Below are 26999 nucleotides of genomic sequence, written 5' to 3' on the forward strand. Positions count from 1 at the left end.
CGAAATGTCCGCGTTTGTCGAAATGGACTTTTCCGATGGGGAATGAGAGAATCAGGCAAGAAAAAGAGGGAAATGGATATGGGGAACGGAGCGCTTCCGGCGTAGCATGAAGATACGGTGAGAAGCAATCGCACATGCCGGAAAGAATCCGGCAGGGAGGCTCGCATGGGAGAATGGGAACGCATCAACGACGCACTCAAGGAAAAGGCGCTTCGCCACATGCCCGAAGTGGGAGTGAAGGAAACGGCCGTGCCCGGTCTCTCCATTTCCCGCCGTCTGGCGCACGACATTCTGGAAAACAGTCTGTACAAGCCCTGCATAGGGGTGATGCTTCAGGGCAGGAAGAAATCCATCATCGGCATGGAGGAATACATTTACGGCGAAGGTCAGTGCCTTGTGGTGGGGGTGGACGTGCCGAGTTCCTTCTATGTGATGGACGGCACGGAAGATGCGCCCTTCCTCTGTCTTTCTCTGGCGGTGGACAGCTTTCTGCTCACGAGGCTTGCGGCGGAGGTTCCGCCTTCCCCGGAAAGTTCCTCCGCATCCTCCATGCGGGGCGTTTCCGTGGAAAACGTGGACGTGGCCGTACTCGACGCCTTTTCCCGCCTGATGGATCTTCTGGACAGGCCCGAGCACATTTCCATGCTTGCGCCCATGATCATCAAGGAAATCTATTACCGTATGCTTCTCGGCCCGCAGGGCGATTTTCTGCGCCGCTTTCATACTCTCGGTTCCCAGAGCACGCAGATAGCCCAGGCCGTGACGTGGCTGCGCGACAACTACCGTTCGCCCTTGCAGGTGGAGGAGCTGGCGCGGCGCGTGAACATGGCTACTTCCACCTTTCACAGGCATTTCAAGGAAGTGACCAGCCTGAGTCCTCTGCAGTTCCACAAGCGGCTGCGTCTTTTTGAAGCGCAGCGCCTCATGCTGGCGGAACGGGTGGATGCGGCGAGCGCGGGGCTTGCCGTGGGCTACGAAAGCCCCACGCAGTTCAACCGGGAATACAAGCGCCTTTTCGGCGAGCCCCCGCACAGGAACATCACGCGGCTGAAGAACGCTTCGTCGGGGAGAGCCTAGGGGCTATTCCTCCCTGAGGGGGCGCTCCATGAGTTCCTTCACGGCGTCCCGCGGGGAGGCTCCTTCATGCAGAATACGGCATACCGCTTCCGTCACAGGCGCGGAAATGCCGAATCGGGCGGCAAGCTTCTGCGCGGCGCCCGCCGTTTTCACGCCTTCGGCCACCATGCCGAGGGAGGAGACGATTTCCTCCAGCCGTTCTCCTCTGCCCAGGCGTTCGCCCACCTGCCTGTTGCGGGAAAGGCGGCCCGTGCAGGTAAGCACGAGATCTCCCAGCCCGGAAAGTCCCATGAAGGTGAGGGGATTTGCTCCCATGGCCGCCCCCAGGCGGCTGAGTTCCGCAAGACCTCGCGTGATGAGCGCCGCCCCCGCATTGGAGGAAAATCCCAGCCCGGTGCAGACGCCGGCGGCTATGGCCATGACGTTCTTGAGCGCTCCGCCCATTTCCACGCCCGTCACGTCCGTACTGGAATAGCAGCGGAAAAAGGGCGTGGAGAAAAGGGCGCGCAGTCGGCTTCCCTGCTCCTCGTCGCGGCAGCCCAGCACCACAGCGGTGGGCTGGCCGTCCATGACTTCTGCGGCAAAGGAAGGACCGGAAAGCACGGCGTAACGCGGGGCAAGGTGGGGAAGCTCTTCTTCCAGCACGCATCTCATGGGCAGGCAGGTGTCGTTTTCCAGCCCCTTGGAGGCGTTCACCACGGTGACGCCGGAAGGAAGAATATCCCGCACGCTCTGCAGCCAGCGGCGCTGATGCTGGCAGGGGACGGCAAGCACCAGCGTTTCGCAGTGTCGCAGGACGGAAACGTCCGTCACTGCGGCAACCCCCGGATGCAGGGACTTTCCGGGAAGATAGCGCGGATTTTCATGTCGTTCGTTGATGGCCTGCGCCACCTTCTCGTCGCGCAGGATGAGTGCGGTTTCGTGCCCGGCCACGGCCAGCACATGGGAGAGCGCCGTCCCCCAGCTTCCGCCGCCGGCTACGGCGACGCGGGGAAAAGAATTTGCCGTCATGATGCTTCCTTATGGTTTTGCCCTTCTTCCGGGGCGGAGGCTTCGGGCGGTAGTCCGCGCAGGAGCAGGTGACTCTGCCGCGCGTCTTTCCGTTATGACGCAGGAATATGACATGAGCATGGCAGAAAAAAAGGAAGCTCTCGAAGAAGCTTCCTTTCCATGGTCATGATGCGTTCATGAGCGGCGATGACGAGCCTGTCAGGCCTTGTCGCACTTGCCGGTCAGCGCTTCGCCGGGCCGTGCCTTGGGGCCGCTCTGCACGATGCGGCTTCCGGCGGGCACGCTGTGGGTGAGCCATACGTTGCCGCCGATGACGGAACCCTTGCCTATGGTAATACGGCCGAGGATGGAGGCTCCGGCATATACGGTGACGTTGTCTTCCAGAATGGGATGGCGGGGAATACCCTTGACCAGCGTGCCGTCGGCGTTTTTGGAGAAGGACAGCGCGCCCAGCGTCACCCCCTGGTACAGACGGCATCCCTTGCCGATGATGCACGTTTCACCGATCACCACGCCGGTACCGTGGTCGATGAAGAAGTTTTCGCCTATCTGCGCGCCGGGATGGATGTCGATACCCGTACGGGAATGGGCCATTTCGCCTATGATGCGCGGGATGATGGGCACCTTCAGGGCATAGAGCTCATGGGCGATGCGGTGGTGGATCATGGTGAGCATGGAGGGGTAGCAGAACACGGTTTCCCCGGGACTTGTGGCCGCAGGGTCGCCTTCATAGGCGGCCCGGGCATCTTCGGCGAGCATGTCGCGTATGGCGGGGATGCGGCGCATGAACTGCATGGCCATTTCTCTGGAGGCCACGTCGCAGCCGCGGCAGTCGTTGGCATAGTCGGCGCAGGCAAAGCAGCCGCCGCGCCGGATCTGTTCGCTGAGCAGCCGGAAAATGGAATCAAGGTTGGCGGCGAGGTGATAGCGCAGCGATTCGCGGTGCACCTGAGAGGGGCCGAAGTATCCGGGAAAGAGCACGGCCTTCAGCCGTTCCATCATTTCCTTGAGCGCGGCGTACGAGGGCAGGGGCGTGGAACAGTCCTTGGCGTTCAGCACGGACGAGAGCGATTCCGGGCGGCACAGGGCGTCCGTCACCTCATCAAGGTCATGCATACGGGACAGGGTGATTTCTTTGTCGGGCGAGGGGCAGCAGGAGTTCATGGGGGCTCAGTCCTTGGAAAAGAGAGAGGTGGAAAGGTAACGCTCGCCGGTATCGGGCGCGATGGTGACGATGTGCCTGCCCGCCAGTTCCGGCCTGCGGGCGAGCTTCATGGCGGCGCATACGTTGGCGCCGGAGCTGATGCCGCAGCTCAGCGATTCTTCCTTCATGAGCATGCGGGCGGTTTCCATGGCTTCTTCCGTGGTCACGGTGATGATGTCGTCCACAAGGGAGCGGTCGAATACGGCGGGCACGAAGTTCGCGCCTATGCCCTGTATGCCGTGAGCGCCGCTGCGGCCCTTTGAGAGCACCGGCGATTCGGCAGGCTCCACGGCGGCGCAGAAGATGGAGGAGTCGGCCTCCTTGAGTCTGCGGCTCACGCCCATGAGCGTGGCGCCGGAACCCACGCCGGCCGCAAAGGCGGCAGGGGAGAATCCTTCCTTTCGGCAGTCTTCAAGAATTTCGGGGCCCGTCGTTTCATAGTGCACCCGGGGGCCGATGGGGTTGTCGAACTGATTGGGGCGGAACGCCCCCGGAAGATCGCGCAGAATTTCTTCGGCCCTGTCCTGCGCCCCCTGCATACCGCGTCCGGCGTCGGTAAGCACCACTTCCGCCCCCATGGCGCGCAGAAGCGCCATGCGTTCGCGGCTGGCCGAGGCGGGCATGGTGAGAATGAGCCGGAGATTCAGCTTGCCGCACGCCACGGCAAGGCCTATGCCGAGGTTGCCGCTCGTGGCTTCCACCACGGCTCCGCCGGGGGCGAGTTCGCCCGAGGCGAGCGCCGCTTGCAGATATCCCGCCGCGGCCCTGTCCTTGATGGAACTGCCGGGGTTGCGGGCCTCGTATTTCACATGGATCTTCGCGGGAAGAGAAGCCGAAACCTTGTCCAGAAAAATAAGCGGCGTATGCCCTATGGTATCGAGAATATTCATGGTGTGCCTCAGGATGGGTCGGAGGTGGGGGGCAGGTCGTCCTTGGTGAACATGCGCCAGAGAACGGAAGTTTCTCCGTCGCGTTCGCGTTTTTCCGGGGTGACGTGCAGTATGGGTTCTTCTTTCCAGAAATACGTCATGCTCCCGTCGGGCGCGAGGTGACAGGTCATGCCGGCCGCGATTTCTTCCGGGGCCAGCTTGCGGGGGTTCACTCCCCGCTCCTCAAGCTGTTCGCGCAGCAGTTCTTCCACTCTGGCGGCAACCTGCAGGTTCGGTTTGGGCGCGTCTTCACTGGATGTTGGCATGGGTTCCTCTTTTTGGCGGAAAATGGCGCTGAGGCCTTGGAATATACGATAATCTTTTGTGCTGTCTTGGCAAGGGCACGGAGAGCCGGAGCCGAAGGAAGCCCCGGACGGGCATGTTTTTGCCCCGTTCAGGCAGGAAGCGTCGCCGCCAGGACGGTGTTCCGGCACAGAGAGTGAAAACGGTCTTATGCCTGTTGCGGAAAAGTTTCTGTCCTTTGCTCATGTGCCGGAGATATATGGGACGGAACGCAGATGCATGTTGAAAAAACGCGCCTTCTCCTCATGGAGAACGGCGCGTTTTTTCAACATTTTTATCGGTGCAGGGGAACGGGTTCTTTAATGCCTGCGTTTCCCGGATAGCGTGAGTCGTAGTTTATCCCGTGGATGAATCTAGGAGTGGGGAGGAAGTCGGGGGAAAGCGGTGAATCCTTCATATGCGGAGTACGGAAGGAGATTTTGCAGAGATCCATCATGATATAGGGCGCGGCGTTGTTGATGAAGGGAAAATCACATGCCTTCTGCCATCGTGCCAGAGTTTCCGGGGAAAGCCCGCTGCGGTAGGAGTCCGAAAGCCAGACAAGGAAAGGAATATCCACATAATAGCGGGAATCCACCGAATCGTGATGACCGTGATGCTTTCTTGTGTCGAAGACTTCCTCGCCGTGATCGGAGAAGAAAAGCAGGGCGCTTCCGGGGATGTTGCGCAGCCTTTCCATGACCGAGGCGATGATGTGATCGGTATAGAGAATGCTGTTGTCGTAATTATTGATGTATTTTACAGCCTTGCCAGTGAACCATGGTTTTTCCTCTATGTCGTTTCCCCCGGTGAAGCGGGCGAACTCCTCCGGGTAACGTGAGGCATAGTTGACATGCGAACCCATGGTATGAATGAGAATGAGTCTTTTTCCCGAAGGGGAAGGGAGGGCGAGAATGTCGTCCAGAACGGGAAGTATTTTTTCGTCGTAGGAACGGGCATAGGCCTGATCGCCGCCTTTGTTCAGATAGATTTTTCTGTCCGCACCGGAAATGAGCCGGACGATCATGTTGGTGTCGTCCACAGTACTCTGGTTGGAAATCCAGATGGTTTCAAAACCTGCCTGCCGGAAGACGTTGACAAGAGGGATGTCTCCCGTGCCGGGAACATCCGTGCAGGTAAGCGCTGCGGCGACGCTGAGGGTGGTGCGTCCGAAGGGACTGATGGCATCCCTGAAAAGGAGAAGTTCCTTTTCAAGCGAGGCGAGGCGGGGCGTGGTGTTGCGGAAATATCCGTATATTCCCCAGTGATGGCGGCTTGAGGATTCTCCGATGAGTACGACGAGCGTGACGGGACCGGGGGCCGCAGCAACGTCGGGTGCCTGAAGCGTGGCGGCTTTTGCCAGATACTGTTCCAGATCGTTCACACTCTGGCGGTAGGCCAGGCAGCTCTGCACGAGCTGGCAGGCAATGTTGTCCTTGGCGAGTCTGTTTATTTTTCCCGACAGGGAAAGTGCGCAGGCAGCAGACACAAGCACGACGGCGCAGAGCCGGGCGGCCTGAAAGTCTCCGTGCCGGACGGCTTTCAATGTTTTGTAAAGCAGCGTCAGAGGAAGAGCCAGCAGTGCGAGCAGGTAAAACAGGGCGCTCAGAGAAAACTGGGAACGGACAAATTCCACGGATTCGTTGATGTTGCTTTCAAAAATGGCGAACAGTGACTGCTGGGAAATGGTCGCTTCATAATAGAAGAGGTGCATACCCGCAAAGACCGCGGGAATGATCAGAAGCGATGTCATGACGATGAGCCACGGCCGGGCCATGCGTCTGTGGAGCAGTGCGGGGATGAAGAAAAAGATGGTGATGGGCAGTCCGTTGAGAAAGCAGCGTACCGGATACCATACGGGAACCTGCAGAAACCAGAGCGCGTGAACCAGGAGCAGCAGGGATGCGGCAAGAAGGATCACAAGCCTTGGATATGTCCAATTCATTGTTTTTATTTTATTAAAATGCATAATGAGTTTCCCCTGTGAAGGTGACCCCGCGAAAGACGAAAGTCGGTTTCATACAGTTGGTTACGTTATATATCATTAAAATATATCGTACAATGTTAATTTTTAGTCGTGAAAATTCTGCTATCCTTACTTTTTATTGTCAGGAATGAGGCAGAAAAGCATGACCAGGCAAAGCATTGTCTTGCTGGTGGCCGGAAATCTTGTACGCAGACGCAAGACCGCCGGGCTTACTCAGGCTCAGGTGGCGGAGAGGCTTTCCGTGGAAAAGGAAAGCATCTCCCGCATGGAAAGCGGAAAGATAGTGCTCAATCTCGAACGGCTTCAGCAGTTTGCCGATCTTTACGGCTGTTCGGTGTGCGAGTTCTTTAAAGATGGAACACCGGAACTGCAGTTACATACACAGGCCATCGCCGACCTGCTTCGTCCTCTGACCATGGAAGAGCGTGAAGCGGTTGTCCGTTTTGTGAGCGAGGCCGTACGGCTTTTGAAAAAAAAAGACAAATGAGTCGTATTGCCGGAATGCGAAGCTGTCTCTCCCTGGAAGCAAGGAGAGCTTGTCGTGAAGAAGTTTCATATTCTCTGCCTCAGGAGCGACCGCATAGGCGACATGCTGGTGAGCACGCCCGTCATACACCGGTTGCGCGAGCTGTATCCCGACGCCGTTCTGGATGTGGTGGCGAGTCCGCTGGGGGCCGTGGCGCTGGAAGGCAATCCCGAAGTCGATCATGTATTCGTGTACGACAAGAAGAACGTGCGTTCCTGGTTTTCTCTGCTGCCTCATCTTTGGGCACGGCACGACCTGGTGGTGAGCTTCAACGACAGGTCGCGCACGCTGCGTATGCTTTCCGCCCTTGCGCGCGGGGAAAGGAAGGGCGCTCTCAACAAGGGGCGTCTTGCACCATGGAGCGGAGCGGAGGAAGAGGGGTCCCATTACTCCGGCGTCATGCTCCGGGAGCTGGAGGCGGAGTTTTCTCTGCCGCATGACGAACACCCCGACATAAGCATCCGTTTCCACCTGCCCGAAGAGGTGGAAAAATCCGTGCGCGGAAGTTTTCCGCCCGTACCGGGACTGACGCGCGTGGGCATATTCATCGGCAACATCAAAAAGACGGGGCTGCGCTGGCCCATTGAAAAATTCGTGGAGCTTTCCCGCGTGCTTCTGGAAAAGAATCCCGGCCTTGATGTGTGGATTGTGGCGGGAGAGAGCGACGTTCCGCTTCTGGAAGTCTACCGCGGCATGGAGCATCCGCGGCTGCACCGGTTCATCGGCAGGAAGTCGCTTCAGTACACGGCCGCCTTTCTGAAAACCTGCGACGCCTTCGTCACCTGTACCTCGTCTCCGCAGCATCTGGCCGGAGCCATGAAGGTGCCTACCGTTTCCATTACCTATCCATGGTCGGAAAAACTCTGGACTCCGCGCGGCCCGCTGAATTTTTCCGCCGTTTCGGATATTGATGACGATGTGCGGGACATTCCTGTACGAACCGTGTATGAAACGCTGAACAGAACTCTTCAGGGGGCTCTTGCCCCGTGGGAAGAGGAAAAATAGGCATCCGGGCCGCAAGGCCCGTTTTTTTCCGCAGGCGCCTGCCCCGTAGGGAAAAGGCGCGGCACGCAGACCCATGAGGCCCCGCTTTCTGCTGGAGGGGCGGTGTTATGCCGTTTTTCCTGGTCCAGAAGAAAACGCCGCAGGAATGTGTTCCGGCGGCGTTTTCTTCTGCGGATGGGTTCCGCGTCTTTCCGAACGAGGTCAGATTCTGTCGCAGATGGCCTTGCCCATGGCGGTGGTGGTCACGGGAGCAACGCCTTCTTCCGCGATGTCCGAGGTGCGGATGCCCGCTTCAAGAACCTGCGTCACGGCATTGTCGATGGCGGCGGCTTCCTGTTCGAGACCGAAGCTGTAGCGCAGCATCATGGAAACGGACATGATGGTGGCGATGGGGTTGGCGATGTTCTTCCCCGCGATGTCGGGCGCGGAACCGTGGCTCGGCTCATAAAGGCCGAAGGAACCGTCGGCGAGGCTTGCGGAAGGCAGCATCCCCAGGGAACCGGTGATCATGCTGGCTTCGTCGGAAAGAATGTCGCCGAACATGTTGGAGGTGAGCAGCACGTCGAACTGATTGGGCCGGTACACGAGCTGCATGGCCGCGTTGTCCACATACATGTGGGAAACGGTCACTTCCGGGTAGTCGGCGCTCATTTCGTTGACCACGCGTCTCCACAGGCGGGAGGTTTCCAGCACGTTGGACTTGTCCACGCTCACGAGATTCTTCCTGCGGGCCATGGCGGCGTTGAAGGCCACTTTGGCGATGCGGCGGATTTCCATTTCGCTGTAGCGTTCCACGTCATAGGCTTCCTGGCCGTATTTGCCGTCTCTCCAGCCGTGTTCGCCGAAGTAGATGCCGCCGGTGAGTTCGCGCACGATGAGAAGATCCATGCTGTCGCCGATGTTCTCGCGCTTGATGGGACATGCGCCGCTCAGCGCCTTGTGCATGATGGCCGGGCGCAGGTTGGCATACAGGCCGAGGCCTTCGCGGATCTTGAGCAGGGCCTTTTCCGGGCGTTCGGGGCCGGGCAGGTTGTCCCACTTGGGGCCGCCCACCGCGCCGAGAAGCACGGCGTCGTTCTTTTTGCAGATGTCCACCGTGTCTGCCGGGAAGCAGGTGCCTGCGGCGTCGTAGGCGGCTCCGCCCATGAGCAGACGGGTGAAGAAGAATTCATGACCGAATTTGCTGCCGATCTTTTCCAGAACCTTGAGGGCTTCATCCACGATTTCCGGGCCGATGCCGTCGCCGGGGATGACCGCTATGCGATAGGTTGCCATAATACCATCCTTATACGGACTGAAAGGGAAAGGGAGGGCGAAAGCGCCGGTCGGGCGCTTTGCCGTGTGGTCTGTGCCTTTCGGGGGCGTGCCCCCGCGCGCCGGGCCCGGCGTATCTCAGCGGCCGGAACGCAGCTTTTCTATCTTGTCCTTCGAGTAGTTCACCAGACCGCCGCAGGCGATGAGGTTCTGCATGAAGGGCGGGAAGGGCTCGGCCTGAAAGGTTCTGCCCGTCGTTTCGTTGGTGATGACGCCGGTGTTGAAGTCCACGCTCACCGTGTCGCCTTCATGAATGTTGTTCGCCGCCTCCTCGCATTCCAGAATGGGCAGGCCGATGTTCAGGGCGTTGCGGAAGAAGATGCGGGCGAAGGTGGAGGCGATGACGCAGGAAACTCCCAGGTACTTGATGGACAGAGGCGCGTGCTCGCGCGAGGAGCCGCAGCCGAAGTTCCTTTTGGCCACCATGATGTCTCCGGGGCGGGCCTTCTTCACGAAATCGGGGTCTTCCGATTCCATGCAGTGGGAGGCCAGCTCCTGCGGGTCGGTCACGTTGAGGTACTTGCCGGGAAGGATGACGTCGGTATTGACGTCGTCGCCGAAAACAAAGGCTTTGCCGTGGGCGTTCTGCATCAGTCGTTACCTTCCTTGTCCATGATTGCTTCGGGGCTGACGATGCGCCCCGCGACGGCCGATGCGGCCGCCACCGCCGGGCTGCACAGATAGACTTCCGAGTCCACATGGCCCATGCGGCCCACGAAATTGCGGTTGGTGGTGGAGAGGCACTTTTCTCCGGCGGCGAGAATGCCCATGTGCCCGCCGAGACATGCCCCGCAGGTGGGAGTGCTTACCGCGCATCCGGCTTCCATGAAGGTACGGATGTAGCCTTTTTCCATGCATTCCATGTAAATGGAAGGGGTGGCGGGAATGACGATGACGCGCACGCGGTCGCTGATCTTCCGGCCCTTCAGAATGCTTGCGGCCATGGCCATGTCTTCCATTCTGCCGTTGGTGCAGGAGCCGATGAATACCTGATCGAGAAGCACCTCGCCCACCTCGTCGATGCTGCGCGTGTTGGAGGGCAGGTGCGGGAAGGCCACGGTGGGCCGTATGGAGGAAAGGTCGATGTCGACGGTCTTCTCGTACTCGGCGTCCTCGTCGGCCTCATAGACGGTGTAGTTCTTGCGGCAGTGCGCGTCGAGGTAGGCGCGGCAGGTCTCATCCACGGGGAAGGTGGCGTTCTTGGCCCCGGCCTCGATGGCCATGTTGGTCATGGAGAAGCGGTCGTCCATGGAAAGATGCGCCACGCCCTCGCCGGAGAATTCCATGGAGCGGTACAGCGCGCCGTCCACGCCGATGAGCCCGATGATATGCAGCATCACGTCCTTGCCGCACACCCACTTTCCCGGCCTGCCGGTAAGGTTGAAGCGTATGGCGGAGGGAACCTTGAACCAGTTTTCCCCCGTGGCCATGCCCATGGCGAGATCGGTGCTGCCCACGCCCGTGGAAAAGGCCCCCAGCGCTCCGTAGGTGCAGGTGTGCGAGTCGCCGCCGATGATCACCTCGCCCGGAGCCACGATGCCCTGTTCCGGCAGAAGGGCGTGTTCTATGCCCATGCGGCCCACGTCGAAGAAGTGGGTCAGTTCGTTTTCACGGGCGAATTCGCGGCATACCTTGCACTGCATGGCCGCCTTGATGTCCTTGTTCGGCGCGAAGTGGTCGAGCACCACGACGACCTTGTCCTTGTCGAACACCCTGTCGGCCCCGGCCTTGCGGAATTCCGGGACGGCCAGCGCGATGGTGATGTCGTTGCCCATCACCACGTCGAGCTTCGCCTCGATGAGCTGGCCTGCGGAGACGCTCTCCAGCCCCGCATGTGCGGCCAGTATCTTTTGTGTTACGGTCATGCCCATAGGGATATCCTTATAATAAAAGAAGAGAATGTTTTTTCCTGTACGGGAAGGTGCAGGCAAAAAGTCCTTTCAGGATAAAAAAGCGGTTGGGCCTTGTCCAGAAAAAAGGAGGCCGCAGCCCTGCCGCGGAAAAAGCATGAAAAAAGGCCCCGCGTCCGGGGGAACGCGGGGCCTTTTTTTCTGCGGCGGTATCAGGATTTGTGCAGCATGATGTCGAGAATGACCTTGTCGGCCTCCTTCATGCCCGTGGAACCGAGGCGGCCGAGGTTGGCGATGCAGGCTTCGATGTCGTCGTCCACAATGCCTTCGTTGCCGGGCACCTGGGTTCCGGCCATGGCGAGCAGCACGGCCTGGATGCCCGCGCCCACGGCCGTTGCGACCTTGAGGGCGCAGCTGCTTTTCGCGCCGTCGCATATCATGCCGGAGACGTTGCCCACCATGTTCCGTACCGTGCGCTCCATGTCCTTGAGGCCGCCGCCGAGAAGAAGCGCAATGCCGCAGGCAGAGGCCGTGCCCGCCACCATGGCTCCGCAATGGGCCGAGAGGCGGCCGAGGTGATGCTTGATGTGAATGGAGGTGAGGTGACTCATCATGAGGCCGCGGGCCAGCTTCTCGTCGTCGCACTGCATACGCAGGGCGCAGGCCACCACGGGCATGGTGCAGGTGATGCCCTGATTGCCGCTGCCGGAATTGCTCATCACCGGCATCATGACGCCCGCCATGCGCGCGTCGGCGGCGGCCGCCGTGAGCTTGGTGGCGAAGGTGGGCAGATCGTCGGCAAGAATGTGCTTGCGTATCTGCATGTCCATCATCTTGCCTACGCCGAGGCCGTACTGACGGCGCAGCCCTTCTTCCGCCACGCGGCGGTTCATGCGCGCGGCCTCCAGAATGAAGCTGATTTCCTCGATGGGGGCCGTGGTGGCGAAGTCGTAGATGCCCGCAAGGGTGAGCGGCCAGGGATTTTCCGCTTCACCGGCCGCTTCGTCACGGGGCTTTTCAAAGATGAGTTCGCCGTTTTTCCACACACGGGTGATGTTGTCGTGGCTGCCTGCAAGCTCGGCCGCGGCGTTTTCTTCTCCGGCGGAGGCGGTGACCAGGCAGTAGAGCAGCTCGTCGTTGTCCGCAAGATGCAGGTTCACCGCGTTCTTTTCCAGCATGTCGCGCGCATCATTGGCCGTGGCCTCGTCGATGTCGCGCAGGCATTCCAGCCCGAGGTCGCTTCTGCCGCCCAGCGCTCCGGCTGCGGCCGCCACGCCGAGGCCCATTTCGCCCGTGCCGGGCACCATGACGCCCATGCCGTTTTTAAGAAGATTGGCGCTTACGGCCACATCCAGCCTTTCGGGTCTGAGGCCCAGGGTTTCGGCGGCCTTTGCGGCGGCGAGAGCCACGGCGATGGGTTCCGTGCAGCCCAGGGCGGGCACCACTTCCTGATGCAGCAGGCTGATGAAACGCTTTCTTTCTTCCTGGGTCATGCGTTTTCTCCGCTGTGCTGAAGCTTGTCCAGTTGTTCCTTCTTGTTGAAGATGCCTTCCAGCATGAGGGTGAGGGCGCCGTCGCCCGTGATGTTGCAGGCCGTGCCGAAGCTGTCCTGCAGGGCGAAGATGGCGATGAGCAGGGCCACGCCGTTCTGGTCGAAGCCGAGCACGCCGGTGACGATGCCGAGGGAGGCCACCACCGTGCCGCCGGGCACGCCGGGAGCGCCCACGGCGAAGATGCCGAGCAGCATGCAGAAGAGCACCATGACGCCCACGCTCGGGAGGGTGCCGTAGAGCATGAGGTGCAGCGTCATGCAGAAGAAGGTTTCCGTGAGCACGGAACCGCAGAGGTGTACGGTGGAACCCAGGGGAATCATGAATTCCACAAGATTCTTGCTGAGTACGCGGGACTTTCTGGCGCATTCCAGGGCCACGGGAAGGGTGGCGGCGCTGGACATGGTGCCCACGGCGGTGAGGTACGCGGGCGCGTAGTGACGGAAGACCTCCCAGGGACTGCGGCCGGAGAGCAGGCCGCCTATGCCGTAGAGCACGGCAAGCCAGATGAAGTGGCCCACGAGCACGATGAGCACCATGGAGATGAACACGGGCAGATGGAGGCTGAGGGAGCCTTCATACGCCAGCCCCAGGAAGGACATGCCCACGAAGAAGGGCAGAATGGGAATCATGACGTGCAGCACGAGGGCGCTCATGATGCGTTCAAGTTCGGAAAAGATCCGGGCCATGTTCTCCGATTTCGTCCAGCTTATGGCCACGCCGAACAAAAGCGCGAACACAAGGGCGCTCATGACGCTGAAAAGCGGCGGAATATCGAGCTGGAACACGATCTTCGGCAGGGTGCGCAGCGTTTCCGCGGAAGTGGCGATGGAAAGATGAGGAATGATGATGTAGCCGGAAACGGTGGAGAAGAAGGCCGCGCCGATGGAGGAAAGGTAGGCCATGGTCACGGCGGTGAACAGAATTCTGCTGGCGTTCTGCCCGAGGCGCACGATGGCCGGGGTGATGAAGCCCACGATGACGAGGGGCACGAGGAAGAAGATGATCTGCCCGAAGATGTAGCGCAGCGAAACCACGGCATCCATGATGCAGTGCAGCGGACTTTCGGTATGCGCGCCGAGGTATGTGCCCGCAAGCGAACCGATGACGATACCGGCGAGCAGTTTGAGAATAAGGGAAAAATCAGCGGCCTTTGTAGACATGGGATGCCTCCAGCATATGACGGTAGTGCGTTTTTGCGCTGTAGCACAGGAAGGCGGGCTTCGCAACATACGGCGGGAAAAGGCAGAATCGGACCGTACAGGGAAAGTCGCGTGTCCGTGTCCTTCTTGCTGCGGAGGAACGGAGGAGGTAGAGGCGTTTTTCAGGAAAAAAGACGGCCGGGGAGAGAAAATGAAAAAATCTGAAAGAAAAAGCTTGACGAAGCGGGAAAAGCTCTATAAGAATCTACCTCACCGAACAATAGGCGCGTAGCTCAGGTGGCAGAGCACTTCCTTGACACGGAAGGGGTCAGCAGTTCAAGTCTGCTCGTGCCTACCACAAAAAAACATCGGAAAGGGAGGCAGCGCCTCCCTTTTCTTTTTTTGTTTCACATTTGGATTTTGGAGTTTTTTCCATGCAGATATCCGTAGAAGGAAAGTTGGTTGAGGCCGCCGCCGGCGCTTCGTGCGCCGAGGTGCTGAAGCAGGCTCTTTCCGGCAAACGGTTCAAAGCCGCTCTTGCCTGCCGTGTGCGCACCGCGGACACGGAAGAGCTGCTCGATCTTTCTGCTGAAGTACCCGCCGGAGCGCTGGAACTTGCGCCCGTGACGGCTGAGGACCCCGAAGGCCTCCAGCTTCTGCGCCATTCCACCTCCCACGTCATGGCTGCCGCCGTGCAGAAGCTCTTTCCCGGCGTGAAGGTGACCATCGGTCCCTCCATCGATTCCGGTTTCTATTACGATTTCGACGCTCCGCGCCCCTTCTCTCCCGATGACCTCGAAGCCATCGAAAAGGAAATGCGTGCCATCATCGCCGCGAACGTTCCCTTTGAGCGTTCCGTCATGTCCAAGGGCGATGCCGTGGCCCTGTTCCGTGAAAAGGGCGAAAACTACAAGGTGGAGATCATCGAAGGCATCGACGCCGACACCGTGTCTCTGTACCGCTGCGGCGATTTTCTCGACCTGTGCCGCGGCCCGCACATTCCGGCCACCGGCGCGGTGAAGGCCTTCAAGCTTCTTTCCGTGGCGGGCGCCTACTGGCGCGGCGACGAAAAGAACCCCATGCTTTCCCGCATCTACGGCACGGCCTTCCCCGATGAAAAGGCTCTGAAGGACTACCTTGCCGCCGTTGAGGAAGCCAAGAGACGCGACCATCGCCGTCTCGGCAAGGAGCTCGGCCTCTTCTCCTTCCATGAAGACGTGGCCCCCGGCATGTCCTTCTGGCTGCCCAAGGGCATGATGCTCCGCACCATTCTTGAGGATTTCCTCGTGCGCGAACATCTCAAGCGCGGCTACGAACTCGTGCGCGGCCCGCAGATCCTGCGCCGCGAACTGTGGGAACGTTCCGGTCACTACGACCATTACCGTGAGAACATGTACTTCACGGAAATCGAGGGCGACGTGCACGGCGTGAAGCCCATGAACTGCGTGGGCCACATGCTCATGTACGGCGAAACCCTGCACAGCTACCGCGATCTGCCCGTGCGTCTCTTCGAACTCGGCGTGGTGCACCGCCACGAAAAGTCCGGTACGCTGCACGGCCTTCTGCGCGTGCGTCAGTTCACGCAGGACGATGCCCACATCATCTGTTCCATCGACCAGCTGGAAGAGGAAATCATCAACGTGATGCACCTTTCCGCCGACCTGATGGATCTGTTCGGCTTCAAGTACCGCATTTTCATTTCTACCCGCCCCGAGGACAGCATCGGTTCCGACGAGGCGTGGGAACGCGCCACGGGCGCGCTCATCAAGGCCGTGGAGAAGGAAGGCAAGCCCTACCAGATCAACGAAGGCGACGGCGCCTTCTACGGCCCGAAGATCGATATCAAAGTCACCGACGCCATCGGTCGCGAATGGCAGCTTTCCACCATTCAGGTGGACTTCACGCTGCCTGAACGCTTCGATCTCGTGTATGTCGGGCAGGACGGCGAACGTCATCGCCCCGTCATGGTGCACCGTGCCATTCTGGGTTCCCTGGAACGCTTCATCGGCGTGCTTACCGAGCATTTTGCCGGCGCCTTCCCGGCCTGGCTTGCTCCCGTGCAGGCGCGCATCGTCAACGTGACCGACGCCCAGATGGATTATGTCAAGGAAATGAAGAGCCGCCTTGCCGCCGCCGGTATCCGTGTGGAAACCGATATGCGCAATGAGAAGCTGGGCTTCAAGATCAGGGAAGCCCAGATGGCCAAGATTCCCTACGTGCTCGTGGTGGGCGACAGGGAAGTGGCCGACGGCGGCTTCAGCGTCCGTCTGCGCTCCGGCGAGAACATCGGCTTCCGTTCCGCGGAGGACGTGATCGCCATGATCAGGGCGGACAGTGAGGAACCGTTCAAACGTGGAGGTATGAGCTATAGCTTCGCCTAACATGAGACCTCGTCGCGACGTGCCTCAGGACGGTGTGCGCCGCAACGAGCAGATTCGTGCCCGTGAAGTACGGGTGATTGGTCCGGAAGGTGAACAGATCGGTATCCTTCCCTGTTCCGATGCCATCGCCATGGCCCATGAGGCCGGTTACGACCTGGTGGAAGTGGCCGCCAACGCGGAACCGCCGGTGTGCCGCATCATGGACTTCGGCAAGTTCAAGTATGAACAGCAGCAGAAGAAGAAGGAAGCCAAGCGCAACCAGACCGTGGTGCAGATCAAGGAAATCAAGGTCCGTCCCAAGACCGACGACCATGACTACGAAACCAAGCTGCGCCATATCCGCCGTTTTCTTACCGACGGCGACCGCTGCAAGGTCACGGTGTTCTTCCGCGGGCGCGAAATCGTGCACAAGGATCGCGGTGAATCCATTCTGACGAAGATCATCGCGGACACCGCCGATGTGGGCAAGGTCGAACAGGCGCCCAGCGCCGAAGGCCGCACCCTCCAGATGCTGCTCATTCCTCTTCCCAAGAAGTAGCTCATATCCGGCGCGGGTGAAGTGGGCTTTTGCCCGCGCCGGCGGAATTTTTCGGGAACCCGGCGTGAACGGACCGCAACCGTTTTCCCTGAGGGGAGGGGCAAGCGCGTTCACGCGGCGGCGTTTTGCGCGCCCGTGCCGTATTTTTTGCTTGCAGATTATGCGAAAATGCTGCATAGTCGGTTTCTTCTGATGCCTAAATCGTCCCTCCCCTCCGGGAAGGAACGAATACCAAGGAGTTGGTTATGCCCAAGATCAAGACCAGCCGTTCTGCCGCCAAGCGCTTCAGCACCACCGGCAGCGGCAAGTTCCGCCGTCGTCGCCAGAACCTGCGCCACATCCTCACCAAGAAGGATGCCAAGCGTCGTGCCCGTCTGGGTAAGGGCGCCCTCGTCGACAGCGCGAACCTGAAGGCCGTCAAGCGCCTCATGCCCTACGCCTAAGTCCTGCTCCTTGCAGGCCGCGTAGCTTTTCGAATTTCGCCGCCTTGTCGCGGCTCAACTCCCGCTGGCCCGATCTCCGCCTCGCGGGACTGAATGTGGAGGTTTTCCATGCGTGTAAAGAGAGGTCTTGCTGCCCATCGTCGGCACAAGAAATATCTGGATATGGCCAAGGGCTTCCGCGGTGGCCGCAGCCGCCTGTACCGCACCGCCCGTGAAGCCGTCGAACGTTCTCTGAACTATGCCTTTGAAGGCCGCAAGCTCCGCAAGCGCGCCTTCCGCCGCCTGTGGATCCAGCGCATCAACGCCGGCGCCCGCATCAACGGCCTGTCCTATTCCCGTCTGGTCAACGGCCTGAAGCTTGCCGGTGTGGAAATCAACCGCAAGATGCTCGCCGACCTCGCCGTGCGCGAAAAGGCCGACTTCGCCGCCATCGTCGAACTGGCCAAGGCCAAGCTGGCGTAAGTTTTGTTCCTTTCGGGCGCGGCCCGCAGCCTTCGGGCCGCACGCGCCCGGGGAAGCTTTCTGGGGAGTTTTTCCCCGCAAGGGGTGCAGTGCCTTGGCTCTGCACCCCTTTTTCATTTCAGCTTGCAGGCGCGCGGAATGCGCCGTCTGCCACAAGGCCTTGCCATGGATTTCCTTGAACAACTGAACGGACTGCCCGGCAAGCTCGATGAACGCTTGAACGGGATCACCACGGAAGCGGAACTGGAAGCGGCCCGGGTGGACTTTCTCGGTCGTAAGGGCCAGCTTGCCGAGCTCATGTCGCACATGCGCGAGCTTTCCCCGGAACAGCGCCCCGCCTTCGGGCAGGCGGCCAACGCCGTGAAGGTTCGCCTTACGGAAATGTTTGAAGCGCGCCTGAAGCGCCAGGAAGAGGAAAGGGAAGCCGCCTTCCTCGCCGGTTTCGACCCCAGCCTGCCCGGGCGCAGCCTGTGGACCGGTTCTCTGCACCCCATCACTCTGGCCATGCAGGAAGTCTGCTCCGTGTTCCAGAGCATGGGCTACGAAATCGCCGGCGGCCCCGAGGTGGAAACCGACTTCAACTGCTTTGAAGCGCTCAACATGCCCCCGGAACATCCCGCCCGCGACATGCAGGACACCCTGTACATCACCGACAAGGTGCTTCTGCGTACGCATACCTCCTGCGTGCAGGTGCGCACCATGATGCACCGCAGGCCTCCGCTTGCCATCATCGGCCCAGGCAAGGTGTACCGCCGCGATTCCGATGTGACCCACACCCCCATGTTTCATCAGATCGAGGGGCTCCTTGTGGACAAGCACGTCACCATGGCCGACCTGCGCGGCACCCTTACCGCCTTCGTGCGCGCCGTGTTCGGCGAAAAGACCCGCGTGCGTTTCCGCCCGAGCTTCTTCCCCTTCACCGAACCCAGCGTGGAAGTGGACATGTCCTGCACGCAGTGCGGCGGCCACGGCCATGTGGACGGCCAGGTGTGCCGCGTGTGCAAGGGCTCCGGCTGGCTTGAAATTCTCGGCAGCGGCATGGTCGACCCGGCCGTGTTCAGATCCGTCGGCTACGATCCCGACGAGGTTTCCGGCTTTGCCTTCGGCCTCGGCGTGGAACGCATCGCCATGCTGAAGTACGGCCTCACCGACCTGCGCATGAACTTTGAAAACGACGTGCGCTTCCTCCATCAGTTCCCTGCGTAGAGGAAAGGCCTGCCGGGGAGGCCGTCCGGCTTTCCCCGCCGCGTTCCGGGTCCCCCGTGGAGCCGGAGTGCCTGCCTTTCATCCTCTGAGGAGAAATAGATATGCTGCTGAGTTTCAATTGGCTGAAGGAATTTGTCCCGTATACGGGAACGGCGGAAGAGCTGGGCGACATGCTCACCATGCTCGGCCTTGAACTGGAAGAGGTGGTGCATCCCTATGCGGAAATAGAGGGTGTGATCACGGGCCGCGTGCTCACCTGCGAAGCGCACCCCGATTCCGATCATCTCCATGTCTGCACCGTGGACGTGGGCGCGGAAGAAGCCCTGAACATCGTGTGCGGCGCGCCCAACGTGGCCGCAGGCCAGCTTGTGGTGGTGGCTCCCGTGGGGGCCACGCTTCCCGGCGGTCTGGTCATGAAGAAGGCCAAGCTGCGCGGCGTGCCCTCCTTCGGCATGATCTGTTCCGAGCGCGAGCTCGGCCTTGCCGACGACCATTCCGGCATTCTCGTCCTGCCCGAGGAAAACAGGGCGGGACGTAAAATCATGCCCGGCGAGAAGTTCGTCGACGCCTACGGGCTCGATAAGGAAGTGCTGGACATCAGCATCACGCCCAACCGTTCGGACTGCCTTTCCGTGTACGGCTTCGCCCGCGTGGTGGGGGCGTATCTCGGTCTTCCCGTGACCATGCCTTCCTTCCATCTGGAAGAGACGGGCGAGGACATGAGCGGCGCGGTTCCCGTGGAAGTGAAGGACGGGGAACTCTGCCCTTCCTACCTCGGCCGTATTCTCAAGGGGGCGAAGGTGAAGCCTTCCCCTGCGTGGATGCGTTACCGCCTGAATGCCGTGGGCGTGCGGGCCATTTCCAACCTTGTGGACGTGACCAACTACATTCTCATGGAGCTGGGGCAGCCCCTCCATGCCTTTGATCACAACAGACTTGCGGGCGGCCGCATCATCGTGCGCCCCGCCGAAGACGGCGAAAAGCTCACCACGCTGGACGGGCAGGAACGTCTGCTCAAGGCCGGCGACGGCCTCATCTGCGATGCGGAAAAGCCGGTGGCGCTTGCGGGCGTCATGGGCGGACTGGAAACGGAAATCACCGATGAGAGCGAAAGCGTGTTTCTGGAATGCGCGGTGTTCCGTCCGAGCTCCATCCGCATGACGGCGCGCCGTCTCGGCCTGAACAGCGAAGCTTCCTACCGCTTTGAACGCGGCGTGGACCCCACGGGCATGGCTTTTGCTCTCGACCGTGCGGCTGCGCTCATGGCCGAACTCTCCGGTGCGGAAGTGTGCTGCGGCGTGTGCGGCGTGACCCCGCGTCCCTGGCAGGCCCCTGTGGTGAACTTCCGCAGAAGCCGCGCCGAAGATCTGCTCGGTGTGGAGCTTACGGATGATTTCTGCGCCGAAACGCTGGAAAAGCTGGGCTGCGAGGTGGACAGAAGCCACGGCGAAACCTGGAGCGTGAAGACGCCCGGCTGGCGCTACGACCTGACCCGCGAAGCCGACCTCATCGAGGAAGTGGCCATTTTCAAGGGTGTGGACAACCTCGGCGAAACGCTGCCTTCCATTCCGCAGACGCTTTCCTCCTTCGGCGCGCCGGAAGGCCGCCATGCCTTCATGATGCGCATAAAGCGCTGGGCCGCCGGTTTCGGCCTGAACGAAGCCGTGAATTACAGCTTCGTGGGCAACAAGGACCTGGATTTTCTGGGGCTGCCTGCCGAAGGCCGCGTGAACATTCTGAATCCGCTTACCGCGGAACAGGACGTTCTGCGTACGGAACTGGCCCCCGGCCTGTTCCAGAACGTGCGCCAGAACATCGCTCAGGGCGCTGCGGGCATACGCCTCTTTGAAGTGGCGGAAGCCTTCTGTCAGGATGCCTCCAGCGATACTACGGTGAAGGAAGTGCGCCATCTCGCCATGGTGCTTTACGGCTCCCGTTACGACGAAGCCTGGGCCCACAGGGACGAGGACATGGACTATGTGGACCTGAAGGGCATGGTGGAAAAGCTCTTCGCCTTCCTCCATCTGCCTCTTCCCTCCTTCGAGATGACGGAACACCTCTACCTCGCTCCCGCCGTGCGCATGACCATGCAGGACGGTTCCGTGGCCGGCGTGATGGGCCGCCTCAAGCCTGCTCTGGCCGACGCCTATCTGGCCCGCAAGGCCGTATGGTACGCCGATCTCGACCTCGACCTGCTGCGCGAAGCCTCGCAGGGCGTGCGTACTCTGTTCCGTCCGCTGCCGGTGTACCCCGCCGTGCGCCGCGACATCACCTTCATTGCTCCCCGCACCATGCATGTGGAGGCCGTCCTTTCCGCCGTGCGCGGCGCGAAGACCTCGCTCATGGAAAGCGTGGAGCTGCTGGACGTGTACGAACCTGCGGGCGGCGAAGAGCGCAACATCACCTGCCGTCTCACCTTCCGCAAGGCCGACCGTACCCTGCAGGACGGTGAAGTGGACAAGGAACGCGAGAAGATCGCCTCCTTCGTGGTGAAGAGCCTCGGCGTGCGCGTGTAAGGTTTTCTTCTCCTTTTTTCGGGCCGCTTCCTCCGGGAGGCGGCCTTTTTTTATGAAGACGCGCGGAACGGAAACGCGGCATGGAGGCGGGGGCGTACGACGGGGAAGAGGCTTTTTACCGGAGAGCGTGCCGCTGCCTTCGGCCTTCCGCAGAAAGAGTCGGCGGGGAGGTTTCGGCGGGCAGGGGATACTGACTTTAGGGGGAAGAACGGCGGCCAGAGTCAAGGATTTGCGGCCGTGGGAAAAGGGCGTGCGTTCTCTGCGTGCAGGGGAAGAAGGTTTGAAATTATGGGAAAATACCTTCATGAGGTCATATTTTTTCCTGCTATATTACAGACCTGCAATACTTTGTCACGAAAAAGGGGAGAAAAAATGATGGCGGAAACGGGGAGGATGTGCCACAGGTAAGGGAGGCGGCCGCCCGGTCAGGCTGTCCCTTCCGAATCGTTTTTTCCGGCCCTTCGTCGACGGCGCCGAAGGAGAGGCGAAGGAAGACAGATCATGCGGGCGGCAGGGAAGGCAGACGGGGCAAAGGCCTGCGGTCTGCCGGAGCCGCCGGATCGGTTCGGGGCGGGCGTGCCGGAAACGGCATGTCGCACGGCCATGTTCGCCGCATCACCGGAGCCTGGGGCTTCCGGTTTTCACGTTCTGTGTTGTGAGGTTGTCATGCATTTTCTCAGATTTTGCGCCAAAGTGGCGCTGACGCTCTGCCTTGCTGTGGGCGGTACGGGGGCGGCTTTTGCCGTTTCCGACATACAGACCTTCCGTCTGGAAAACGGGCTTACCGTTCTCATCAAGGAAGACAGCCGCTTTCCGCTGGTTTCGGTACGCCTTTTCGTGAAGGCCGGTTCCGCATGGGAAAAGCCGGAGGAAGCGGGGATGAGCCATCTTCTGGAACACATGGTGTTCAAGGGGTCCAAAACCAGCGGTCCGGGTGTGGACAAGCGTGTGGAGAACGCGGGCGGTTCCATGAACGCCTACACCTCCTATGACATGACGACGTACCTGACCGACCTGCCCGCCGCAAAGTGGAAGGACGCCATGACCGCCGTGCGCGACCTGGCCTTCGATCCGCTGCTCAGGCAGGAAGATCTGGATGCGGAACGCGAGGTGGTCATTGCGGAAAAGAAGCAGCGCGGCGACAACCCCGTGACGAAGCTGGTGCAGAAGGCGCTTGCGCATACGCTGAAGGGAACGCCCTATGAATCGCCCGTCATCGGCAACGAAAAGGCCCTGCGTGCCATGACGCCCGAGATGATGCGCGACTACATCCGCCGCCATTACGATCCGCGCGACATGGTGCTTGCCGTGGCGGGCGACGTGAAGGCCGTAGAGGTGCTGGAAGAGGCGAAGCTTCTCTTCGGTTCCTATGAAAACCACAATGTGCGCAGGCTGGAACCTTCCGTCGATCCCGCATCGCTTGCGCAGGGCCTGGTGGTGGATGTGGAAAAGGGACCGTGGGACAAGGCCTTCGTGGCGCTGTCCTTCCCTCTGCCGGGAATGCGGCATGAACTGCTGCCCGCCGTGGACGTGCTGGCGCATCTTCTTTCCGGCGACGATACCGCGCTTCTGCCCGTGCGCTTCCGCATTGAAAAGCCCGTGGTGGACAGCGTGAGCGCTTCTCCCATGATGTTTGAACGCGCCGGGGCCTTCTTCGTCCTTGCACAGCTCGATGCGGACAAGGTTGAGGAATTTGTGCGCGGCATGGGCGAAACTCTGGCCGCGCTGAAGGCTTCGGACTTCAGCGACGCGGAACTGGCGCGCGCACGCCTCAACCTTGAGGACAGCTACCTGCGTTCTCTGGAAAACATTGCCAGCATCGCGGAAACCATGGGGTCGGAATACTTCTACGATCCCGCCAGCCTCGGCGGGGAACGCTATCTTTCCGCCGTGCGCGGCGTGAGCCGGGAACAGGTTCAGGAGGTGCTGGATCTGTGGCTGAGGCCGGAGGCGCTTTCCGTTTCCGCTCTGGTACCGCAGAAGGCGGCGGACGGGAAAAAGAGCCTTGATGAAAAGGCCGTCCGCGCCGCGCTGGTGAAGGGCTGGCCCGAAGCGGGCAAAACTCTTGAAAAGAGCAGGGCCGGGGAAAAGGATTCCGGTGCGCTGAAGAGCGAAGTCGTGAATCTCGGCGAGGGCCGCACGCTGGTGCTTCTGCCCGACCGTTCTCTGCCCTATGTGTCCGCCACGCTCAGCTTCTCCGGCGGCGAGCTTCTCGTTCCCGACAGTCAGGAAGGGCTGGCCGCGCTTACGGCGGCCGTGCTGACCACGGGAACGAAGAAGCGCAGCCTGAACGACATCAACGTTTATCTTTCCGGCCGTGCCGCCGGGCTTTCGGCGGGCAGCGGCATGCGTTCCTTCAGCGTGCAGATGGATGCTCCCGCGCGTTTTGCCCTGGAAGTGTTCGCCCTTATGAAGGAAGTGCTTGAGGAACCCGCCTTCCGTGAGGAAGACATGGAAAGGCAGAAGCGCGAGCAGACGGCGGCCATCGTCAGCCGCGAGCAGGACGCCATGGGCCTTCTCGGCCGCAATATGCGCCGTTTTCTGTTCCAGAAGGGCGCCTATGCCCACAGAAGCGAAGGCGATCCTTCCGTGATTGCCGCCTTCACGGCAAAGGATGCGGCCGCTTTCTGGAACAGGCAGAAGACCATGCCGTGGGTGCTTTCCGTGGCGGGCGATTTCGACAGGGCACAGGTGGAGAAGTTTGCCGCCTCGCTTCCTGTTCCCTCGCAGAAGGCCGTGAAGAGCGAAGCTCCCGGCTGGAACGGGGAACGCGGCCTCAACATGACGCTGCCCGGACGCAATCAGGCCGTGTATCTCATGCTTTTCCCCACGGCGGGGACGGAGTCTTCCGACAGAGCCGCGCTTCGTCTGCTTTCCGAATCTCTGGGCGGTTTTACCGGCAAGCTGTATCAGGAACTGAGGGAAAAGCAGAGCCTCGGCTATTCCGTCTTCCCCGTGGACTGGGCGGGGCCTGATACGGGCTTTCTTGCCTTCGGCATCATTGCTTCGCCGGAAAATCTGGATAAGGCGCGCGCCTCCTTCGAGTCCATTGTGCGCGATGTGCACGAGAACCTGCTGCCTGCGGAAACCATAGAGCGCGCCAAGGCCGTGGCCGAGGCCGATTACTACCGGGCCAGGCAGAGCCGCGCCATGCGTGCGGCCGAAGGCGCATCTGCCGTTCTCGACGGCCATGAGCTTGATTACGGCCGGAAGAAGCTGGAAGAAATGAAGGCCGTGGATGCGGAAACGCTGCGCAAGACGGCGCGACGGTATCTGAAGCTGGAAAACGCCTATGACCTGCGCGTAACGCCGTAAGTTTGCCTTTCTCCCTGCCGGAAAAGCGGAGAGAAAGTACAGGAAAAGGCCGTCCGGTGTAACCGGGCGGCCTTGTTTTTCCTCGCGGCGCCTCGCAGCTTCGCGACCGTGCGGAACCTGTGCCGCACGGAAACACGGGGCGCGCGGAAGACGTGAATTTCCGTTCCGCCCGTAAAGATGCGGGGCCTTGCCGGGGGAATTTCCGGCGCGGCCTGCCGCTTCGCCGTCAGTGCGTCCAGTCGATGAGCGGCACGTCGCCGAGGGCTTTTTCCACGGCGGCCTTCATGGCGGCGTAGTTGGGACAGGGCATGTCGATGGGGCTTCCCTTTCTGATGCAGGAGGCGAGGAACACCGCTTCCGCACCGCGCGCGACGAGCGTTTTCGCACGCGCCACGGCGTTTTTGCCGGGGCAGCCGCCGCAACTGACGAAGCCCACCACTTCGCAGGGGCCGAAGGGTTCGAAGGCGAGCGTTCCGGCTTTCGCGCACTTGAAATCCGAAGTGCCGGGGCAGATTTCTTCCGTCTGCCTGCAACGGATGATACCGACTTTTTTCATCATTCCTCCTTGCCGCGAAAAGGCGGCGTGATACGGCGAGAAAACCATGTTACGCCGGAAACGCGGGTCGGGGCAAGATGAAAACACGGGATGCCGCAGGGGGGCCTTCCTTGCAAAACCTTTCATGAAGGGCAAGAATTTGAAACGTGACTTTCCGCACCGCTGGTGTACAAGGAAAGCGTCGAAGGTTGTCACCCCCTGGATAGCCAGAGATTTTCATACCCCCTTTCTCCTCCATTCCCTTTCCATTCCGGCCGTCCCGTCGCTCCACGGGGCGGCCGGTTCCTTTTTCGTGCCTGCCGGACTGTTGCCGCCGGCGGATGCGGAACGGGAAAAGAAAGGGGCCGGATTGCTCCGGCCCCGCATATCACGGCATCAGGTGTTCTCTTCCTGCGGCATTTCTTCCGGCAGACGTTCCACAAGCACCTTGTCGACCATGTTTCCATCCATATCCACCACCTCGAAGCGCCAGCCTTCCCAGCAGACATAATCCCCTTCACGGGGAATGCGGCCGGTCATGAACATGAACATGCCGCTCAGGATGGTGTAGTAGCCCCTGTCTTCCGAGGGCAGGCTTTGCAGGCCGAGTCTGTCCTTCAGTTCCGGTACGGGAATGCTGCCGTCCATGAGCCAGCTTCCGTTTTCCCTCTGCACGGCCCAGGAATGTTCCTGCGGCGTTCCTATCTGCCCGGCCAGAACCTCGAGAATATCCCGGGGGGTAACGATGCCCTGCACGGTACCGTATTCATCCACAATAAAGGCGATATGCACGCCCCGTTCCTGAAGGAGCTTCAGAAGTTCCAGGCTGGTGAGGGTTTCGGGCACGAAGACGGGCGGCCGGCAGTGCTTCTTGAGGGCGCGGGAGAATTCCTCCTTTTCCGGCAGCCTGCCCGCGCACAGCAGAAGCGCCTGATTGGTGCGGATGACGCCCGCAAGCTCTCCGAGTCCTCCGTGACAGACCGGCAGCCAGGAATGCTCGTGCCTGCTCAGAATTTCGAGATTTTCCAGCGGGGAGAGGCGCGTATCCAGAAAGCGTATGTCCGTGCGGGGCGTCATGATGGAATTTGCGGGCCGGTCGTCCAGGCGGAAGATGTTGCGGAGCATGTCGCGCTGCTTGCTTTCTATGGCTCCCGCTTCCGAGCTTTCATCGATCATGGCCTGAATTTCTTCTTCCGTGACGGGCTGGCCTTCCTCCGTATTCACTCTGAGAAGGCGCAGCAATGCGCCCGTGGACCAGGCGAGCAGGGCGACGAAGGGCCTGCTTATGACGGCAAGCGCCGTCATGGGACGGGCCACAAGACAGGCCATTTTTTCCGAGGCGAGCTGTCCGAGGCGCTTGGGGACGAGTTCGCCCACTACAATGGAAAGATAGGTGACGGCGGCCACCACGACGACGGTGGCGATCATGCCCGACGACGAGGCCGGTATGCCCAGGGATTCCTGCATCCATGCCGACAGGGGACCGGCAAGCGCAGCCTCCCCCACAATGCCGCTCAAAAGCCCGATGGAGGTGATGCCGATCTGTACGGTGGAGAGAAAGCGTGTGGGATTCTCCCCCAGGCGGATGGCGGCCTGTGCCGCCTTGTCTCCCGCAGCTGCGCGGGGCATGAGACGCGCCTTGCGGGCGGTGACCAGGGCGATTTCCGACATGGCGAAAATGCCGTTCAACAGAATGAGAATGACAAGAATGAATATTTCCATATAT

Annotated in this window: 22 protein-coding genes and 1 tRNA gene; 11 read left to right on the forward strand and 12 right to left on the reverse strand. The window is 60.6% G+C overall.

Annotated elements, in window-relative coordinates:
- The first annotated feature begins 165 nt into the window (after positions 1 to 165).
- Positions 166 to 1077, forward strand: coding sequence for an AraC family transcriptional regulator (locus CZ345_RS04330; RefSeq protein ID WP_077071963.1), 912 nt, complete (start codon positions 166 to 168; stop codon positions 1075 to 1077).
- Positions 1078 to 1080: 3 nt separating this feature from the next.
- On the opposite strand, the gene CZ345_RS04335 is transcribed toward CZ345_RS04330, so the two are convergent.
- The 5 genes from CZ345_RS04335 to CZ345_RS04355 form a co-directional block, all read right to left on the reverse strand.
- Entirely contained in the window at positions 1081 to 2088 is a 1008-nt protein-coding gene (locus CZ345_RS04335) for an NAD(P)H-dependent glycerol-3-phosphate dehydrogenase (RefSeq protein WP_077071964.1), read from the reverse strand.
- A 198-nt stretch (positions 2089 to 2286) separates the two neighbouring features.
- Positions 2287 to 3252: a serine O-acetyltransferase EpsC gene (gene epsC / locus CZ345_RS04340; RefSeq protein ID WP_077071965.1), complete on the reverse strand. Its 966-nt coding sequence runs from the start codon at positions 3250 to 3252 to the stop codon at positions 2287 to 2289.
- 6 nt (positions 3253 to 3258) lie between these two features.
- Complete coding sequence (gene cysK, locus CZ345_RS04345) at positions 3259 to 4182, reverse strand: cysteine synthase A (RefSeq protein WP_077071966.1); 924 nt, start codon at positions 4180 to 4182, stop codon at positions 3259 to 3261.
- 8 nt (positions 4183 to 4190) lie between these two features.
- Entirely contained in the window at positions 4191 to 4487 is a 297-nt protein-coding gene (locus CZ345_RS04350) for a hypothetical protein (protein WP_077071967.1), read from the reverse strand.
- A gap of 311 nt (positions 4488 to 4798) precedes the next feature.
- Positions 4799 to 6448, reverse strand: a complete 1650-nt coding sequence (locus CZ345_RS04355) for a sulfatase-like hydrolase/transferase (RefSeq protein ID WP_162274929.1) — start codon at positions 6446 to 6448, stop codon at positions 4799 to 4801.
- Positions 6449 to 6632: 184 nt separating this feature from the next.
- On the opposite strand from CZ345_RS04355, the gene CZ345_RS04360 reads away from it, so the two are divergent.
- Together CZ345_RS04360 and CZ345_RS04365 are read left to right on the forward strand one after the other, a co-directional pair.
- Complete coding sequence (locus CZ345_RS04360; protein WP_077071969.1) at positions 6633 to 6977, forward strand: helix-turn-helix domain-containing protein; 345 nt, start codon at positions 6633 to 6635, stop codon at positions 6975 to 6977.
- 54 nt (positions 6978 to 7031) lie between these two features.
- Complete coding sequence (locus CZ345_RS04365) at positions 7032 to 8021, forward strand: glycosyltransferase family 9 protein (RefSeq protein ID WP_077071970.1); 990 nt, start codon at positions 7032 to 7034, stop codon at positions 8019 to 8021.
- Between the two features lie 201 nt (positions 8022 to 8222).
- On the opposite strand, the gene leuB is transcribed toward CZ345_RS04365, so the two are convergent.
- The 5 genes from leuB to CZ345_RS04390 form a co-directional block, all read right to left on the reverse strand.
- Positions 8223 to 9296: a 3-isopropylmalate dehydrogenase gene (gene leuB / locus CZ345_RS04370; RefSeq protein ID WP_077071971.1), complete on the reverse strand. Its 1074-nt coding sequence runs from the start codon at positions 9294 to 9296 to the stop codon at positions 8223 to 8225.
- 117 nt (positions 9297 to 9413) lie between these two features.
- On the reverse strand, positions 9414 to 9926 hold the full coding sequence (locus tag CZ345_RS04375; RefSeq protein ID WP_077071972.1) for a 3-isopropylmalate dehydratase small subunit: 513 nt from the start codon (positions 9924 to 9926) through the stop codon (positions 9414 to 9416).
- The gene (gene leuC, locus CZ345_RS04380) at positions 9926 to 11206 is read right to left on the reverse strand and encodes a 3-isopropylmalate dehydratase large subunit (RefSeq protein WP_077071973.1); all 1281 of its coding nucleotides are present in this window, start codon (positions 11204 to 11206) and stop codon (positions 9926 to 9928) included. Before leuC ends, CZ345_RS04375 begins: the two co-directional genes overlap by 1 nt.
- 191 nt (positions 11207 to 11397) lie before the next feature.
- Complete coding sequence (locus CZ345_RS04385; RefSeq protein ID WP_077071974.1) at positions 11398 to 12678, reverse strand: L-cysteine desulfidase family protein; 1281 nt, start codon at positions 12676 to 12678, stop codon at positions 11398 to 11400.
- Positions 12675 to 13898 (reverse strand): dicarboxylate/amino acid:cation symporter, encoded by a 1224-nt coding sequence (locus CZ345_RS04390; RefSeq protein ID WP_077071975.1) that lies wholly within the window; start codon positions 13896 to 13898, stop codon positions 12675 to 12677. The genes CZ345_RS04385 and CZ345_RS04390 overlap by 4 nt, the downstream gene beginning before the upstream one ends.
- Positions 13899 to 14159: 261 nt before the next feature.
- Between CZ345_RS04390 and CZ345_RS04395 the strand changes: the two genes are divergently transcribed.
- From CZ345_RS04395 to CZ345_RS04430, 8 genes are all read left to right on the forward strand, one after another.
- Positions 14160 to 14235 (forward strand) — tRNA-Val (locus CZ345_RS04395).
- 76 nt (positions 14236 to 14311) lie between these two features.
- Positions 14312 to 16258 (forward strand): threonine--tRNA ligase, encoded by a 1947-nt coding sequence (gene thrS / locus CZ345_RS04400; protein WP_077072015.1) that lies wholly within the window; start codon positions 14312 to 14314, stop codon positions 16256 to 16258.
- A 1-nt stretch (position 16259) separates the two neighbouring features.
- Positions 16260 to 16796 (forward strand): translation initiation factor IF-3, encoded by a 537-nt coding sequence (gene infC / locus CZ345_RS04405; RefSeq protein ID WP_077071976.1) that lies wholly within the window; start codon positions 16260 to 16262, stop codon positions 16794 to 16796.
- 245 nt (positions 16797 to 17041) lie between these two features.
- Entirely contained in the window at positions 17042 to 17239 is a 198-nt protein-coding gene (gene rpmI / locus CZ345_RS04410) for a 50S ribosomal protein L35 (protein ID WP_077071977.1), read from the forward strand.
- Positions 17240 to 17347: 108 nt separating this feature from the next.
- Positions 17348 to 17701, forward strand: a complete 354-nt coding sequence (rplT, locus tag CZ345_RS04415; RefSeq protein WP_077071978.1) for a 50S ribosomal protein L20 — start codon at positions 17348 to 17350, stop codon at positions 17699 to 17701.
- Positions 17702 to 17866: 165 nt separating this feature from the next.
- Positions 17867 to 18907 carry a phenylalanine--tRNA ligase subunit alpha gene (gene pheS / locus CZ345_RS04420; protein WP_077072016.1) on the forward strand — a complete coding sequence of 347 codons (1041 nt, stop codon included), beginning with the start codon at positions 17867 to 17869 and terminating at the stop codon, positions 18905 to 18907.
- Positions 18908 to 19008: 101 nt separating this feature from the next.
- Positions 19009 to 21423 carry a phenylalanine--tRNA ligase subunit beta gene (gene pheT / locus CZ345_RS04425; protein ID WP_077071979.1) on the forward strand — a complete coding sequence of 805 codons (2415 nt, stop codon included), beginning with the start codon at positions 19009 to 19011 and terminating at the stop codon, positions 21421 to 21423.
- A 666-nt stretch (positions 21424 to 22089) separates the two neighbouring features.
- The gene (locus tag CZ345_RS04430; RefSeq protein WP_077071980.1) at positions 22090 to 24738 is read left to right on the forward strand and encodes a M16 family metallopeptidase; all 2649 of its coding nucleotides are present in this window, start codon (positions 22090 to 22092) and stop codon (positions 24736 to 24738) included.
- A gap of 226 nt (positions 24739 to 24964) precedes the next feature.
- Here CZ345_RS04430 and CZ345_RS04435 read toward each other — a convergent pair whose 3' ends face one another.
- Together CZ345_RS04435 and CZ345_RS04440 are read right to left on the reverse strand one after the other, a co-directional pair.
- Positions 24965 to 25294: a CGGC domain-containing protein gene (locus tag CZ345_RS04435; protein ID WP_077071981.1), complete on the reverse strand. Its 330-nt coding sequence runs from the start codon at positions 25292 to 25294 to the stop codon at positions 24965 to 24967.
- Positions 25295 to 25669: 375 nt separating this feature from the next.
- Entirely contained in the window at positions 25670 to 26995 is a 1326-nt protein-coding gene (locus CZ345_RS04440) for a hemolysin family protein (protein WP_077071982.1), read from the reverse strand.
- Positions 26996 to 26999 lie beyond the last annotated feature (4 nt).

Source organism: Mailhella massiliensis, assembly GCF_900155525.1.
In the GTDB taxonomy this organism is placed as follows: Bacteria; Desulfobacterota; Desulfovibrionia; order Desulfovibrionales; family Desulfovibrionaceae; genus Mailhella; species Mailhella massiliensis.

Bases quoted from the DNA above. Each gene is read 5' to 3' on its own strand.
- CZ345_RS04330 (WP_077071963.1), top strand. From the start codon at position 166: ATGGGAGAATGGGAACGCATCAACGACGCACTCAAGGAAAAGGCGCTT.
- CZ345_RS04335 (WP_077071964.1), bottom strand. From the start codon at position 2,088: ATGACGGCAAATTCTTTTCCCCGCGTCGCCGTAGCCGGCGGCGGAAGC.
- epsC (WP_077071965.1), bottom strand. From the start codon at position 3,252: ATGAACTCCTGCTGCCCCTCGCCCGACAAAGAAATCACCCTGTCCCGT.
- cysK (WP_077071966.1), bottom strand. From the start codon at position 4,182: ATGAATATTCTCGATACCATAGGGCATACGCCGCTTATTTTTCTGGAC.
- CZ345_RS04350 (WP_077071967.1), bottom strand. From the start codon at position 4,487: ATGCCAACATCCAGTGAAGACGCGCCCAAACCGAACCTGCAGGTTGCC.
- CZ345_RS04355 (WP_162274929.1), bottom strand. From the start codon at position 6,448: ATGAATTGGACATATCCAAGGCTTGTGATCCTTCTTGCCGCATCCCTG.
- CZ345_RS04360 (WP_077071969.1), top strand. From the start codon at position 6,633: ATGACCAGGCAAAGCATTGTCTTGCTGGTGGCCGGAAATCTTGTACGC.
- leuB (WP_077071971.1), bottom strand. From the start codon at position 9,296: ATGGCAACCTATCGCATAGCGGTCATCCCCGGCGACGGCATCGGCCCG.
- CZ345_RS04375 (WP_077071972.1), bottom strand. From the start codon at position 9,926: ATGCAGAACGCCCACGGCAAAGCCTTTGTTTTCGGCGACGACGTCAAT.
- leuC (WP_077071973.1), bottom strand. From the start codon at position 11,206: ATGGGCATGACCGTAACACAAAAGATACTGGCCGCACATGCGGGGCTG.
- CZ345_RS04385 (WP_077071974.1), bottom strand. From the start codon at position 12,678: ATGACCCAGGAAGAAAGAAAGCGTTTCATCAGCCTGCTGCATCAGGAA.
- CZ345_RS04390 (WP_077071975.1), bottom strand. From the start codon at position 13,898: ATGTCTACAAAGGCCGCTGATTTTTCCCTTATTCTCAAACTGCTCGCC.
- thrS (WP_077072015.1), top strand. From the start codon at position 14,312: ATGCAGATATCCGTAGAAGGAAAGTTGGTTGAGGCCGCCGCCGGCGCT.
- infC (WP_077071976.1), top strand. From the start codon at position 16,260: ATGAGACCTCGTCGCGACGTGCCTCAGGACGGTGTGCGCCGCAACGAG.
- rpmI (WP_077071977.1), top strand. From the start codon at position 17,042: ATGCCCAAGATCAAGACCAGCCGTTCTGCCGCCAAGCGCTTCAGCACC.
- rplT (WP_077071978.1), top strand. From the start codon at position 17,348: ATGCGTGTAAAGAGAGGTCTTGCTGCCCATCGTCGGCACAAGAAATAT.
- pheS (WP_077072016.1), top strand. From the start codon at position 17,867: ATGGATTTCCTTGAACAACTGAACGGACTGCCCGGCAAGCTCGATGAA.
- pheT (WP_077071979.1), top strand. From the start codon at position 19,009: ATGCTGCTGAGTTTCAATTGGCTGAAGGAATTTGTCCCGTATACGGGA.
- CZ345_RS04430 (WP_077071980.1), top strand. From the start codon at position 22,090: ATGCATTTTCTCAGATTTTGCGCCAAAGTGGCGCTGACGCTCTGCCTT.
- CZ345_RS04435 (WP_077071981.1), bottom strand. From the start codon at position 25,294: ATGAAAAAAGTCGGTATCATCCGTTGCAGGCAGACGGAAGAAATCTGC.
- CZ345_RS04440 (WP_077071982.1), bottom strand. From the start codon at position 26,995: ATGGAAATATTCATTCTTGTCATTCTCATTCTGTTGAACGGCATTTTC.